Here is a 15,715-nt window from a genome sequence, read left to right as displayed (position 1 = left end):
TTTTTCTTATAAATAGAATATATATGTTATTTTTTTATGATTCGATACTCGGATTTTAATTGTTTCGTGCATCGATTTTAAATAATTTCTATATTTGAAGTCAAAAACAAAATAACGATGGAAAGCGATATACCGAGGTACGATTTAACAGTTGATTATATAGTGGGAGAAGGATTTGGGGTTAACTTGCTAAATGGGTATAAAAATGTTCATTGTAAAATAGAGGCGGGATTCTTTATACTTTGTGTGAAAGGAACAATACAGGCAACAATTAATGGAGAACGATATAATATTGTCGAGAATGATTTAATTACTCTGCCACCTAATTATTTCATGGAAATTCATGAGTTCTCGTCTGATATTCATCTTTATTATGCAGGTTTTTCATCTCAGTTCATAGAAAATATAAATTTGATGAAATCCACCCAGCATCTGCTTCCGATAATAGTAGAAAATCCGGTTATCAATTTGTCTCCATTGCAAGCCTGTAGCTATAAGATGTTTTATGAGTCATTGATTCTTGCGTATGCTTCTGCCAAGACATTGGCCAATAAAGAGATCGTAAAGGCTGTACTTACTATGTTTATTCAGGGAGCAACAGAAATTTATAAGCTACAGAGCAATCGGTATTTATCTACTCAATCAAGAAAATATGAGATATATCAGGAGTTCCTGCAACTGGTCATGAAGTATTATACAGTTCATCATGGCGCTTCTTTTTATGCTGATCATTTAGGACTTAGTCTGCCTCATTTTTGTTCAACAATTAAAAAGGCAGCGGGGAATACCCCGCTGGAAGTCATTGCTTCCGTCATTCTGATGGATGCTAAGTCTCGTTTAAAGTCAAGTAATGAACCTGTGAAGAATATCGCTTTGTCTTTGGGATTCAATAATATCTCTTTCTTCAATAAATTCTTTAAGCAGCATACCGGTGTCACTCCGCAGGAATACAGAGGGCACTAATTTACTGCCTGTCTCTCAAATGGAAGAATAACAGTAAAACGACTGCCTCTGCCCATCTCAGACTCAACAGAAATATCTCCTTGCAAATGTTCCACAATCGTTTTGCAGATAGAAAGTCCCAGGCCGGTTCCTTGTTTAAAAGTATCTACTTTATAAAAACGGTCGAATATATCTTTTTGGCATTCTTGAGGAATCCCCGACCCAGTATCTTCCACAAAGATATTCACAAAGTCTGCATTGACTGGGTCAACTGCATAACCAAAATGAATATACCCTTTTTCGGTAAATTTACGAGCATTGTTAATAAAGTTACATACGACTTGTTTCAGACGTGTAGCATCTGTGTTAATATAGACATCTTCATTGGGAAATGATGCTCTGATCTCTATTTCGGATATAGGTTTCATAGCTTGTTCTTTCTCTATATCCATCATGAGAGATTGAAGAGAACAGTCAGTAAAAGTAAATTTAATGGTATTTGATTCAATCTTGGATAAATCAAGTACATCATCAATCAGTCTTACTAAATGTTCGCTGTTGATACTGATTAATCTCACAAAATCGGCACGTTCTTCCTCGCTTAATTCATCATAAGTGGAACCGATTACATCAGAGAAGCCGACTATTGCATTTAGTGGTGTGCGAATCTCGTGGCTCATATTTGCCAGAAAAGCCATTTTGAGACGGTCACTTTCTTCAGCTTTCTTACGTGCTTTGATTAAGGTATTCTCTATGTCTTTATATTCTTGAATACTCATGCAGATACCGACCAACCGATAGGGATGCCCTGAGATATTGGCAATATAAGTAGACTGGCCTTCAAACCATTCCCAAGTTCCGTCTCCACGATGCAAGCGGAAGGGGACAGATTTATCGAACGTTTCCATGCCGCTAAGTTGCACAATAAAGGCGTCGGCCATAGCTTGCCGGTCGTCAGGATGAATCATATTTACGTATTCTTCCATAGTCAGAGTGTTGTTTTCTCCGGCCGAAATACCTAAATGTTCGAAATAACGGTTGTCGAGGGTAAACTCACTTCGGTTTATATCATAATACCACGGATATATCCTGGTTCTTTGTAAGGCTGTGTTCAGAATATACTCCTGTGTCAGTTCTACAGTGATATTACGAAAAAAGAATAAGATCTTTTTCAGATTGCCATCTTCCTTGATCGTTGCAAAATCACCTCTGATCGGGAATTGTGTATAATCAATCTGTTCTTGCATGAATGTGTGCTCCGGAAGCGAATATGTTTGTTCACCCTGACGAATCTTCTCTAAAATGACAGAAAGAATATCTTCTTTATTATTTAATAACTTGAATAGGTCATTGGTTGAAAGAGGCATCATCTCATTGGCTGATGAATGGACATGAAGTTCGGTTTGAGCCTGGCGATTAAGCTGGATAACCTCTCCATTTATATTAAATATAATAACTCCGTCAGGCAGGATATCTAGTAACTCATCATTGTAAAGTGTTTGTTTATTCTCTTCCATTTCTTTTGTTTTTTAATGCAGAACATGAGATAAATGACATGAATGTATAACAAAGAAAAACATTTCCCGGAAGATAATGCGATATTCATATATGTTTTTACTCCTGTCTGAAGGAGTATTTTAATTCGCAAGACCTTAATCGTTAAAACGATGTTTGCATTTTAATAATTGATATTCTTATTTTAATTACAGTTTTAGTTCCGAATCTTCAATCGTATGCTCATACTGTGCGTGTGAAGCAAGACAACCCTTCATAGAGTGTTTCTCCTTTTATTATTCTTCAATATTAATGTAAAAGAAAGGGGTACAAAATGCCCCTTCGTCCGTCTTCTTGGTATGAAGAAAAAAGAACGAATGAAAATATATACATTACTGCTTGGCGCATTGGTCGCTTGCCCGATGCAGGCACAAACAATGCATGACTGGGAGAATCATCATGTTCTCCAGATTAATCGTGAACCGGCACGGGCTGCTTTTACTCCTTTCTCCGTACAGAAAGGAGACTGTTCGATGTCTTTGGACGGAACATGGAAGTTCCGATGGACTCCTGTTCCGGGCGAAAGAATCATAGATTTCTATCAGACAGACTTTAATGATAAAGACTGGAAGGACTTTCCTGTTCCTGCCAATTGGGAAGTCAACGGATATGGCACACCTATTTATGTATCTGCAGGTTATCCGTTTAAGATAGATCCTCCGCGAGTAATGGGAGAGCCGAAAGCTGACTATACAACCTATAAAGAACGAAACCCGGTCGGACAGTATCGGCGCACATTCGTTTTGCCTGTGGGATGGGAAGCGGACGGACAGACTTTTTTGCGCTTTGAAGGAGTGATGAGTGCTTTCTATGTCTGGATAAATGGCGAACGGGTAGGGTATAGCCAAGGCAGTATGGAGCCAAGTGAATTTAACATCACCGACTATCTGAAGACTGGTGAGAATCAGATAGCATTGGAAGTGTACCGTTATAGTGACGGGTCTTATCTCGAAGATCAGGACTTCTGGCGTTTTGGCGGCATTCATCGTAGTATTCATCTGATACATACACCTGATGTTCGTATGCGTGATTATACAATACGCACTCTTCTTGCATCTGCCGGCAATTATAAGGACTTTATTTTGCAGATCGATCCGCAATTTAGTGTATACAGAGGTATGACCGGAAAAGGATATACCCTGCAAGCTGTGTTGAAAGACGTAAGTGGAAAGGAGATAGTAAAGTTACAGGGAGAGGTGGAAGAAATACTGGATCTAGAGCATAAAGCAAGCCGGATGAATGAGTGGTATCCGCAGCGTGGACCACGTAAGACAGGACGTCTGTCAGCCATGATAAAATCACCGGAAAGATGGACAGCGGAGACACCCTATCTTTATAAATTACACCTGACTTTGCAGAATGCGGAAGGAAAAGTGATAGAACAGGCGGAGCAGTCGGTCGGTTTCCGTACTGTAGAAATCAATAAAGGACAATTACTGATTAACGGTAATCCGGTTCGCTTCAGAGGTGTGAATCGTCATGAACACGATCCACGGACGGCACGCGTAATGAGTGAAGAAAGAATGCTTCAGGATATACTGCTGATGAAACAGGCAAATATCAATGCCGTTCGTACCAGCCATTATCCCAATGTGAGCCGTTGGTATGAACTCTGTGATAGTTTAGGGCTTTATGTGATGGATGAAGCGGATATCGAAGAGCATGGTCTGCGCGGGACACTGGCAAGTACTCCCGATTGGTATGCTGCATTCATGGACCGTGCAGTCCGCATGGCAGAACGTGATAAGAACTATCCAAGTATCGTGATGTGGAGTATGGGGAATGAAAGCGGCTACGGACCGAACTTTGCAGCTATTTCTGCATGGTTACACGATTTTGATCCTACACGCCCCGTTCATTATGAAGGTGCGCAGGGAGTAGATGGCAATCCTGATCCGAAGACGGTCGATGTGATCAGCCGTTTCTATACCCGTGTGAAACAAGAATATCTGAATCCGGGCATTGCAGAAGGAGAAGACAAAGAACGTGCGGAAAATGCACGTTGGGAACGACTGTTGGAAATAGCGGAACGTACCAATGATGACCGTCCGGTAATGACAAGTGAATATGCCCATTCGATGGGAAATGCGTTGGGCAACTTTAAAGAATATTGGGATGAAATATATAGCAATCCCCGTATGCTGGGCGGTTTCATATGGGACTGGGTAGATCAGGGAATTTATAAAGAATTGCCTGATGGCCGCATTATGGTGGCGTATGGCGGAGACTTCGGTGATAAGCCGAATCTGAAAGCTTTCTGCTTTAATGGTCTATTGATGAGTGATCGTGAGACGACTCCGAAGTATTGGGAAGTAAAGAAAGTATATGCACCGGTTCAGTTGGCCGTCAACAATGGACAATTGATCGTTACAAACAGGAATCATCATATAGACTTATCTCAGTATCGCTGCTTATGGACATTGACAATAGATGGTAAACAGAAAGAACAGGGAGAAATCACATTACCGAAAGTCGCTCCGGGTGAGAGTGAAACAATTACTTTACCAGCTTTCCGTTCCTTATCGGACAAGAAGGCTTTAAACAGAAAAGGCAACAACAGCAACTCAACGAATACGCTTTCTGATTGTCTGCTAAAAGTAAGCATCGTATTGAAATCTGATGCTCTTTGGGCGAAAGCCGGTCATGAAGTTACTTGGGAACAATTCTGCTTACAGCAAGGAGAATTGTTGTCTGCCGATCTGATCAATAAAGGAGCGCTGCAAGTAAAAGAGGATGATAAATCTTTATCAGTTAGCGGACGCGGTTTCTCGGTTCAGTGGGAAAAGAAAGCAGTCGGAAGTATAACTTCCCTTATGTACAATGGCAAAGAAATATTGACTCAGAATCATTTTCCGGTTCAGCCTGTCACGCAAGCATTCCGTGCACCGACAGACAATGACAAGAGTTTCGGAAACTGGCTGGCAAAAGACTGGCAACTGCATGGCATGGACCATCCTCTGATTAGTCTGGAGTCTTTCGATCATGAAGTACGTGCAGATGGGGCAGTCATAGTACGTATCCGGACGACTAATTTATATAAAGAAGGTAACGTGACAACGACATCCGTCTATACCATTTCTTCCGATGGAGTCATTGATCTGAAAACAACTTTCTTACCGCAAGGAGTACTTCCGGAATTGCCTCGTTTGGGGCTTGCATTCTGTCTGGCTCCTGCCTATAATACCTTTACATGGTATGGCAGAGGACCGCAGGATAATTATCCCGATCGCAAGACATCTGCTGCAACAGGACTCTGGAAAGGAACGGTAGCAGAACAGTATATACATTATCCTCGTCCGCAGGATAGTGGAAATAAGGAAGAAGTACAATTTTTTACGCTGACAGACAAACAGAATAAAGGTATCCGTGTAGACGCGGTAGAAGATGTATTTTCTGCCTCTGCTTTGCATTATACTGCACAGGATTTATATAAAGAAACTCATGACTGCAATCTGAAGCCACGTCCCGAAATTATTCTCAGTATGGACGCGGCCGTGCTCGGATTAGGGAATAGCAGCTGCGGACCGGGCGTACTGAAGAAGTATGCTATTGAGAAAAAAGAACATACGCTGCATATACGCATCAGCAAGCAGTAAAATAAGAATTGATACAAATAAATAGTAACTAACACAATAATAAAAGTAACAATGAGAAAAGTAACCACTTTATTATCAACCTTGGCGTTGGCAACTACTCTGGCTGCTCAAACCCTTCCGCAAACGGAACGGCAATACCTTTCCGGTCACGGATGTGATGATATGGTAGAATGGGACTTCTTCTGTACTGACGGACGCAATTCCGGCAAATGGACGAAGATCGGTGTACCGTCATGCTGGGAGTTGCAGGGCTTTGGCACCTATCAGTATGGAATCACCTTTTATGGCAAAGCATTCCCCGAAGGTATAGCCGATGAAAAAGGAATGTATAAGTACGAGTTTGAGGTCCCCGAGAAGTTCCGCGGGCAGCAGGTAAATCTGGTATTCGAAGCTTCGATGACAGATACCGAAGTTAAAGTAAACGGGCGTAAAGTCGGCTCGAAACATCAGGGAGCTTTCTATCGTTTTTCATACAATGTCACAGATTTCCTTAAGTATGGAAAAAAGAACCTGCTGGAAGTAACCGTTTCAAAGGAAAGCGAAAATGCCAGTGTGAATCTTGCCGAGCGACGTGCCGATTATTGGAACTTCGGAGGTATTTTCCGTCCGGTATTTCTGGAAGTAAAACCTGCGATTAATTTACGTCATATCGCCATCGATGCGCAAATGGATGGTTCCTTCCGTGCCAATTGCTATACCAATCTGTCTAATGACGGAATGAGTATCCGGGCACAGATTTTGGACAATAAAGGCAAAAAACTAACTGAAACGACCGTCCCTGTAAAAGCGGGAGGAGACTGGACTTCTTTACAGCTCAAGGTCTCTGATCCGGCTCTGTGGACAGCCGAAACGCCGAATCTTTATAAAGCTCAGTTTTCTTTGCTGGACAAAGACGGAAAAGTGCTGCACAACGAGACAGAAACATTCGGTTTTCGTACCATCGAAGTACGCGAAAGTGACGGATTATACGTAAACGGTGTACGCATTATGGTACGTGGTGTCAATCGCCATAGCTTCCGTCCGGAAAGTGGCCGTACATTAAGTAAAGCGAAAAATATCGAAGATGTTCTTCTGATGAAAGACATGAATATGAACTCCGTCCGTCTGAGTCACTATCCGGCTGATCCGGAGTTTCTGGAAGCTTGTGATTCTTTGGGACTTTATGTGATGGATGAATTAGGAGGCTGGCATGGTAAATACGATACTCCGACCGGAGTACGCCTGATCGAAGGAATGATAGAACGTGACGTTAACCACCCGTCTATTATCTGGTGGAGTAATGGTAATGAAAAAGGATGGAATACCGAACTCGATGGAGAATTTCACAAGTACGATCCGCAGAAACGTCCGGTGATTCATCCGCAAGGCAATTTCTCTGGTTTTGAAACCATGCATTACCGTTCTTACGGAGAAAGTCAGAACTATATGCGCTTGCCGGAAATCTTTATGCCGACAGAATTTCTCCACGGTTTGTATGATGGCGGTCATGGTGCCGGATTATACGACTATTGGGAAATGATGCGTAAACACCCCCGCTGTATCGGTGGTTTCCTTTGGGTACTGGCGGACGAAGGAGTGAAGCGTGTCGATATGGACGGATTCATTGATAATCAAGGAAATTTCGGCGCTGACGGTATTGTAGGACCACATCATGAAAAGGAAGGCAGTTTCTACACAATCAAGCAGTTATGGAGTCCGGTACAAATCATGAATACTTCTGTCGACAAGCAGTTTGACGGTAAGTTCTCTGTAGAAAACCGTTATGATTTTCTGAATCTGAACACTTGCCGTTTCCTTTGGAAACAGGTGAAGTTCCCTACCGCAACAGATGCTTCTAATACAACTGCTCAAGTTCTGAAACAAGGGGAAGTACAAGGAAGTGATGTTGCAGCCCATTCGGCAGGTGTGCTGGATATTAAAACAACGATCCTTCCGGATGCCGATGCCCTTTTCCTCACAGCCATCGACCGATACGGTCATGAACTTTGGCGCTGGACTTTCCCTGTGAACAAACTGAATCAGGCTAATGAAGTGCTCTCTCCCTTATCTAATAAGGTAACCTCTACAGAAACAGAAAATGAACTTACCGTAAAAGCGAAGAACCATACTTTCATTTTCTCAAAGAAAGACGGTCAGCTGAAAGGTGTATCTGTAAACAATCGCAAGATCAGCTTTGCCAACGGACCTCGCTTCATCGGTGCCCGTCGTGCCGACCGCTCATTGGATCAGTTTTATAATCACGATGACGAAAAAGCGAAAGAAAAGGATCGTACCTACAGCGAATTCCCTGATGCTGCTGTATTCACAAAACTGGATGTAAAAGAAGACGGAGGCAATCTGATTGTTACTGCCGATTATAAACTGGGTAATCTGGATAAAGTGCAATGGACAATCAATCCAAATGGAGAAGCGGTGCTGGATTATACCTACAATTTTTCCGGCGTGGTAGATTTAATGGGAATCTGCTTCGACTATCCCGAAGATCAGGTGATCAGTAAACGCTGGCTGGGAGCGGGGCCCTATCGTGTATGGCAGAACCGTATTCATGGCACGCAATATGATGTCTGGGAAAACGACTATAACGATCCTATTCCGGGTGAAACTTTCACATATCCCGAATTCAAAGGATATTTTGGCAGTGTTTCCTGGATGAACATCCGCACGAAAGAGGGTACTATCAGCCTGACCAATGAAACTCCGGATGCTTATATCGGAGTATATCAGCCGCGTGACGGTCGTGACCGTTTACTTTATACGCTTCCTGAAAGTGGAATTTCTGTCTTGAATGTGATTCCTCCTGTACGTAATAAAGTAAATTCTACAGATCTATGTGGCCCGTCATCGCAGCCTAAATGGGTGAATGGTCCGCAGAGCGGACGAATCATTTTCCGGTTTATGGAATAAATAAATGAAATAAAAAGGTACTCACATTGCGTTGGGTACCTTTTTTTAATGTAAATATAGCAAATATAAAATGGTTTAAAAGAGTCATAAGTGAGGAATAATCATTATTTTTGTTTCGTTTTATAGATTCAGATTAACGAGTTCTTTCCTATGTACACAATACTAATTATAGAAGACGAACCCAGGGTGGCAAGTTTGCTGATGAACGGGCTGGAAGAAAATGGTTATCAGACCATGGTAGCTTATGACGGATTAATGGGGCTGCGGCTTTTTCAGGCACATACGTTCGATCTGGTTATATCTGATATTGTTCTGCCTAAGATGGACGGATTCGAGCTGACGAAAGAAATCCGTAAGTCCAATCCCCGTATTCCTATATTAATGTTGACGGCATTAGGATCAACGAACGATAAGCTGGACGGTTTCGATGCCGGTGCAGACGACTATATGGTGAAGCCCTTTGATTTCAGAGAGCTGAATGCCAGAATCAAAGTTCTATTAAAACGTGTCTCAGGAAATGTACCGGAGTTACCGCAGGAACTTGTTTATGCAGATCTGCGCATTGATCTTCAGCGGAAAGACGTAGAACGAAATAACGTTCCCATTAAACTTTCTCCGAAAGAATATAACCTGTTGCTATATATGGTCGAAAATGCCGAAAGAGTATTGAGCCGGGTAGAGATAGCGGAGAAAGTCTGGAACACACATTTTGATACGGGAACCAACTTTATTGATGTATATATCAACTACCTTCGCAAAAAGATAGACCGTAACTTTGAACCGAAACTTATTCATACCAAAGCAGGGATGGGTTTCATACTGACTGACAAATTATGAAAATCCGGACAACGCTGACTCTGCAATATGCGGGCATTACAGCTGCGGTATTCTTCGCATTTGTTGTAGCTGTCTATTACGTAAGCGAGCATTCGCGCAGCAATGCCTTCTTTCGCAACCTGCAAAGTGAAGCTATAACCAAAGCTCACTTATTTCTTAATAATCAAGTAGATGCAAAAACAATGCAGTCTATTTACCTGAACAATCAGAAGTTTATTAATGAAGTAGAGGTAGCCGTCTATACCACAGATTTTAAAATACTGTATCATGATGCCCTTCAAAACGACATAGTCAAGGAAACACCCGAGATGGTAAAACGTATTCTGAAACGAAAGAATATCAGTTTCTATGTGGACGAATATCAGGCAATAGGACTTGTGTATCCGTTTGAAGGGCAAGACTACATTGTCACTGCCGCTGCCTATGATGGCTATGGATACGCTAACCGGGATGCACTGAGAAATATGCTCATTCTGTTATTTATCGGAGGATTGACCGTGTTGGCGGTTGTCGGATATATCCTCTCCCGAAGCACCTTAAAGCCTATACGCAATATCGTGAGAGAAGCGGAGAAAATCACCGCCTCACATATCGACAAAAGACTGCCAGTGAAAAATGAACAGGATGAACTGGGAGAACTGAGTATTACATTCAATGCACTGCTGGAACGTCTGGAGAAGTCCTTCAACTCACAAAAGATGTTTGTCAGCAATGTATCTCACGAACTACGTACACCTATGGCAGCCCTCACAGCCGAACTGGATCTGGCCCTGTTGAAAGAACGAACCTCCGGACAATATCAGGCAGCTATCGGCAATGCACTACAAGATTCCCGACGGATCATAAACCTGATCGACGGATTGCTGAATCTTGCAAAAGCCGACTATCAGTCGGAACAGATTACAATGGAAGAGGTCCGGTTGGATGAACTGCTGCTGGATGCCAGAGAATTAGTCCTAAAAGCCCATCCGGATTATCATATCGAATTAGTATTTGAGCAGGAAGCCGAGGAAGATAATGTGCTGACCGTAATCGGAAACAGCTATCTGTTGACTACTGCCTTTGTGAATCTGGTAGAGAATAACTGCAAGTACTCTTCCAACCGGACTTCATCCGTCCTGATAGCTTATTGGGAACAATGGGCTATTATCCGCTTGTCTGATAATGGCGTAGGAATGTCCGATGCAGACAAAGAAAACCTGTTTAAACTGTTTTATCGGGGAGAAAACAAGAATATAGCTTCCGGAAATGGTATAGGCATGGTTTTGACACAGAAAATCATTCACCTTCACAAAGGCGAACTTACCGTATCTTCTCATAAGGACGAGGGAACTACTTTTGTGGTAAAACTCCCGCATATCTAAGAAACTCTAATAGTTTTCTAATACCACTCTAATCATTCTCTAACGGCTTCCTCCCGAAGTCCTCCTTACTTTTGCATCGAATTAATAAATGCAGTTAGTAACTTAAAAAAATTAGAGAGTATGGTATGGAAGAAAAAACTGCGTTCATCACAGTACACATTCAATTCAGAGAGAGTATTTTTGGTTGCCACGCAACCCGGTAAGTCAATTTATTCCTGTTTGCAGACTACAAAGCTTGGATTAACACTGAGAGAAGTACAGGAGCGGCAATCCATTTATGGAAGAAACGAAGTCATCCATGAACAGAAAAAGAATCCGTTTATACTGTTTGTCAGAACGTTTATCAATCCTTTCATAGGCGTTCTGACAGGACTTGCCATCATATCCTTGTTTCTGGATGTATTGATGGCTGAACCCGGAGAGCAAGAATGGGCAGGGGTAATCATTATTTCGTCCATGGTATTATTCAGTGCTATCCTTCGTTTCTGGCAGGAATGGAGAGCAAGTGAAGCTACAAATTCTTTAATGAAGATGGTAAAAAACACTTGTCTGGCAAAACGTGCCGGAGAACAGGAAGAAGAGATCGATATAACAGAACTCGTTCCGGGAGATATTGTGTACCTGGCAGCCGGTGATATGGTTCCTGCCGATATACGTATCATCGATTCAAAAGACTTGTTTATCAGTCAGGCTTCACTGACGGGTGAGTCCGAACCGATAGAAAAGTTTCCGGAAGTACGGGGACAACAGTTTCGTAAGGGAAGTGTTATAGAGTTGGATAATATCTGCTATATGGGCTCCAATGTGATTAGCGGTGCGGCAAAAGGAATTGTTTTTGAGACGGGGAATAAAACCTATCTGGGTACGATAGCCAAAAGTCTGGTCGGACATCGTGCCACTACAGCCTTTGATAAAGGTATCAGCAAGGTCAGCTTTTTATTGATTCGTTTTATGCTGGTCATGGTTCCGTTCGTGTTTTTCGTGAATGGTTTTACGAAAGGTGACTGGTTCGAAGCCTTCATTTTTGCCGTATCTGTGGCAGTCGGTCTTACTCCCGAAATGTTACCTATGATTGTGACGGCTAACCTGTCTAAAGGAGCAATCGCCATGTCCAAAAAGAAAACAATCGTAAAGAACCTCAATGCCATTCAGAATTTTGGAGCAATGGATATACTTTGTACTGATAAAACCGGCACATTGACTTGCGATAAAATTGTGTTGGAGAAGTATATCAATGCAGACGGCAGCGATGACAACAGTAAACGTATTCTTCGTCACGCGTACTTCAACAGTTATTTTCAGACCGGCTTGAGAAACCTGATGGATAAGGCAATCCTCTCTCATGTAAGAGAGTTGAATCTGGAACATTTGAAGGATGCCTATACCAAAGTCGATGAAATTCCTTTCGATTTTACACGCAGAAGGATGTCTGTCGTTATAGAAGACAGGCAAGGGAAGCGGCAAATTATTACCAAAGGAGCGGTAGAAGAGATTCTCGATGTCTGTTTGTATGCCGAGTTCGACGGAGAGATACATCCTTTGACTGACTCCTTGAAAATAAAAGCGCAAAAGATCAGTGAGGAAATGAACCGTCAAGGTATGAGAGTATTGGCGGTTTCCCAGAAAAGTTTCATCGAAAAAGACTGTAATTTTGCCATCGAAGATGAGAAGGAAATGGTGTTGATCGGATATCTTGCTTTTCTTGATCCTCCCAAACCTTCTGCCGCTGAAGCCATCGAACAATTATATATGCATGGAGTAGCAGTCAAAATATTGTCGGGAGACAATGATACCGTAGTGAAAGCTATTGCCCGTCAGGTGGGGATTGATATCGGGCACTCCCTTACCGGAATAGAAATGGAGGAAATGGATGAAACAACATTGAAAGAAACAGTAAAAGACACCACTTTATTCTCCAAACTCACTCCATTGCAGAAGACGCAAATAATCTCTCTGTTGCAGGAGCAAGGTAATACAGTTGGGTTTCTGGGAGATGGCATCAATGACGCAGGCGCCTTGCGTCAGTCAGATATTGGCATATCTGTCGATTCGGCAGTAGATATAGCAAAAGAAAGTGCGGATATCATCTTGCTGGAGAAGGATTTGATGGTATTGGAAGACGGCGTACTCGAAGGTAGAAAGACATTTGGTAATATCAATAAGTATATAAAGATGACTGCCAGTTCCAATTTTGGCAATATGTTCAGCGTGATGTTTGCAAGCGCCTTTCTGCCGTTCCTGCCCATGATGCCGATACATTTGCTGATTCAGAACCTATTATATGATATATCACAGACAACCATTCCATTCGACCGTATGGACCCGGAATTTCTGAAGAAACCGCGCAAATGGGATGCATCCGACCTGAGTCGCTTTATGATTTATATAGGGCCTATCAGTTCTATCTTTGATATTGCTACCTATCTGGTCATGTGGTATGTGTTCAGTTGTAACAGTCCCGAACATCAGACTTTGTTTCAGACCGGATGGTTTGTAGAAGGTTTGTTATCCCAAACATTGATTGTCCACATGATACGTACCCGTAAGATACCATTTATACAAAGCCGGGCCACGTGGCCTGTTATGGGGCTGACGTTCTTAATTATGGCAGTAGGCATTCTTATTCCTTTCACAGCTTTCGGACGTTCCATCGGCCTGACGGCTCTTCCTTTGGGTTATTTTCCCTGGCTGATTGGTATTTTGCTTTCCTATTGTATCCTGACGCAATTGGTAAAGAACTGGTATATCAGGAAGTTTGTACGTTGGCTATAGCATTCGGCCTGTTTATCCCACAAATTATGTATATATAATGTGAAATATCTAAAATTGAGACAGATAACCTGTCAAAAGTTCTTGCCTCTAAAAATAATTTCATACATTTAGAGGCAAGAACTCTTAAATGTTAGATTTACGAACATACTAATATTCAAACACAATGAAACACAGTTTATACTTTCTGATAATAATTACCTTGTTGTTTGCCGGATGCCGTCAAAAAGCCCAGAGTAATTTCCAGTCCGAATCTTCTGCACAAACAGAGGAAAGCAATCCCTCATTGGAAGAGTATGCTGAAGAAGCAGTCATTACAGGCAAAGTTCTAAACCGGGATTTCTATCCTCAGGAAAAGGAACTGACTCTCATTATCCCATTTTTCAGAGATATGGGAAATCAGTATCGTTCGCCCATACAAAAAGATGGTTCATTCTCTTTCCGCTTTCCGGTTTATGCCAAATTAAGGGAGGTTTCTATCCGCAACTATGCAGAACATCTTTATATCCACCCGGGAGACAGCATACATGTAGAAATAGACTTCAAAGATCTTTTTCATCCTAAAGTAACAGGTGATGCCGAAAAGCTTAATCAGGAGATATTGGCGTTCACTGAAAGTGCATATTACTATATACAGAATTACAATATGAAACCGGAATCAGACGTTAAGGATTTTGAGGCTGAATTAAAAAAGGATTATAATTTTCGTTTGGAACGTAGGAATGAGTATCTGGTGAAGTACAAGCCAATGGAAGATGTAGTACTGTTTACTGAAGAATTGCTGAAGCAGGATTATTATTATGCGCTGTTATTCAATGGTATGTCATACTTGTTTAAAACGAGAAAAGAGATGGACCGTTATCATACACTTTTACCTGAAATCAATAGACTATATACTAAAGGTATACTCTCGGCACGCTTATACGATGTTGCTGATGAAGCAGAAAGATATATTGCTTATGGGATCGCTTTCAGAGATAAAAAGAATCCTTCAATAGAAGAGATCATGGCTACAATGGGGGAGAGTGAGATGAATCAGTATTTATATACTAAGTTGATAGCCGGTTCTTTATGTACTAATGACACACTTGCTTTTCACGAAAAACGTACACAGTTTGACTCAATCGTTAAAATGTCACATCTACGTGCACAGGTGATGCAGATCTATAATCAGACCAAATCGTATCTAAAAAATCCACAGCCTGTTTCCGACAATTTATTATATGGCGAATTCCATGAGAACTCAAAGCATACAACACGTATGCCATACATGAAACCTGTCTATGATGTGCTCGAAAAGAATCGTGGAAAAGTGATTTATTTCGACTTTTGGGCCAGATGGTGTCCTCCTTGTCTGGCAGAAATGGAACCTTTAAAACAATTGCGCAGCAAATTCTCTACGGATGATTTGATTATATATTCCATTTGTGTGAGTGAACCCAAAGAACAATGGGAGGAATGCCTGAATGAGTATTCATTGAAAAACCGGGGAATTGAATGTGTTCATGTGACTGATTATTTGGGAATAAATAACTATCAGAAAATTCGTAAGCAATGGAAAATAGACAGGATGCCTTACTATGTATTAATAAATAGAAAGGGGCAGATTATTGATTTCGGAACTGCGGCACGTCCCAGTAATCCGCAGTTAGTATCCCGAATAGAAGAAGCGGTGAAATGAGACTTATTTTGTAGAAAGCAATACTGCCTAAGAAATTAAATAGTTTAATTTGAGCAAGGAGAATACAG

Annotated in this window: 8 protein-coding genes; 7 read left to right on the top strand and 1 reads right to left on the bottom strand. The window is 41.6% G+C overall.

Translation table 11 applies throughout. The features are described 5' to 3' along the window. Positions 1-117 precede the first annotated feature (117 nt). On the top strand, positions 118-963 hold the full coding sequence (locus tag KTR07_RS10985) for an AraC family transcriptional regulator (protein WP_048692061.1): 846 nt from the start codon (positions 118-120) through the stop codon (positions 961-963). Here KTR07_RS10985 and KTR07_RS10980 read toward each other — a convergent pair. Beyond that, the gene (locus KTR07_RS10980; protein WP_061473739.1) at positions 960-2,459 is read right to left on the bottom strand and encodes an ATP-binding protein; all 1,500 of its coding nucleotides are present in this window, start codon (positions 2,457-2,459) and stop codon (positions 960-962) included. The genes KTR07_RS10985 and KTR07_RS10980 overlap by 4 nt on opposite strands. A 354-nt stretch (positions 2,460-2,813) precedes the next feature. On the opposite strand from KTR07_RS10980, the gene KTR07_RS10975 reads away from it, so the two are divergent. The 6 genes from KTR07_RS10975 to KTR07_RS10950 all read left to right on the top strand — a co-directional run bounded on the left by KTR07_RS10975 (position 2,814) and on the right by KTR07_RS10950 (position 15,647). After that, entirely contained in the window at positions 2,814-6,092 is a 3,279-nt protein-coding gene (locus KTR07_RS10975; protein WP_061473738.1) for a glycoside hydrolase family 2 TIM barrel-domain containing protein, read from the top strand. A 51-nt stretch (positions 6,093-6,143) separates the two neighbouring features. Then, entirely contained in the window at positions 6,144-8,996 is a 2,853-nt protein-coding gene (locus KTR07_RS10970; protein WP_048692047.1) for a glycoside hydrolase family 2 TIM barrel-domain containing protein, read from the top strand. A gap of 150 nt (positions 8,997-9,146) precedes the next feature. Continuing rightward, the gene (locus KTR07_RS10965; RefSeq protein ID WP_008761639.1) at positions 9,147-9,833 is read left to right on the top strand and encodes a response regulator transcription factor; all 687 of its coding nucleotides are present in this window, start codon (positions 9,147-9,149) and stop codon (positions 9,831-9,833) included. Further along, entirely contained in the window at positions 9,830-11,197 is a 1,368-nt protein-coding gene (locus KTR07_RS10960; RefSeq protein WP_048692044.1) for a HAMP domain-containing sensor histidine kinase, read from the top strand. Before KTR07_RS10965 ends, KTR07_RS10960 begins: the two co-directional genes overlap by 4 nt. Before the next feature lie 120 nt (positions 11,198-11,317). Continuing rightward, the gene (gene mgtA, locus KTR07_RS10955; protein ID WP_117981290.1) at positions 11,318-13,969 is read left to right on the top strand and encodes a magnesium-translocating P-type ATPase; all 2,652 of its coding nucleotides are present in this window, start codon (positions 11,318-11,320) and stop codon (positions 13,967-13,969) included. A gap of 163 nt (positions 13,970-14,132) precedes the next feature. Next, positions 14,133-15,647, top strand: a complete 1,515-nt coding sequence (locus KTR07_RS10950; RefSeq protein WP_117981289.1) for a TlpA disulfide reductase family protein — start codon at positions 14,133-14,135, stop codon at positions 15,645-15,647. Positions 15,648-15,715: the final 68 nt, after the last annotated feature.

The sequence above is a fragment of the Bacteroides sp. MSK.20.82 genome, assembly GCF_019052485.1.
Lineage (GTDB): Bacteria > Bacteroidota > Bacteroidia > Bacteroidales > Bacteroidaceae > Bacteroides > Bacteroides thetaiotaomicron.
This window is presented reverse-complemented; position numbering and strand designations above follow the sequence as displayed.

Bases quoted from the DNA above. Each gene is read 5' to 3' on its own strand.
- mgtA (WP_117981290.1), top strand. From the start codon at position 11,318: ATGGTATGGAAGAAAAAACTGCGTTCATCACAGTACACATTCAATTCA.
- KTR07_RS10980 (WP_061473739.1), bottom strand. From the start codon at position 2,459: ATGGAAGAGAATAAACAAACACTTTACAATGATGAGTTACTAGATATC.
- KTR07_RS10960 (WP_048692044.1), top strand. From the start codon at position 9,830: ATGAAAATCCGGACAACGCTGACTCTGCAATATGCGGGCATTACAGCT.
- KTR07_RS10985 (WP_048692061.1), top strand. From the start codon at position 118: ATGGAAAGCGATATACCGAGGTACGATTTAACAGTTGATTATATAGTG.
- KTR07_RS10975 (WP_061473738.1), top strand. From the start codon at position 2,814: ATGAAAATATATACATTACTGCTTGGCGCATTGGTCGCTTGCCCGATG.
- KTR07_RS10950 (WP_117981289.1), top strand. From the start codon at position 14,133: ATGAAACACAGTTTATACTTTCTGATAATAATTACCTTGTTGTTTGCC.
- KTR07_RS10970 (WP_048692047.1), top strand. From the start codon at position 6,144: ATGAGAAAAGTAACCACTTTATTATCAACCTTGGCGTTGGCAACTACT.
- KTR07_RS10965 (WP_008761639.1), top strand. From the start codon at position 9,147: ATGTACACAATACTAATTATAGAAGACGAACCCAGGGTGGCAAGTTTG.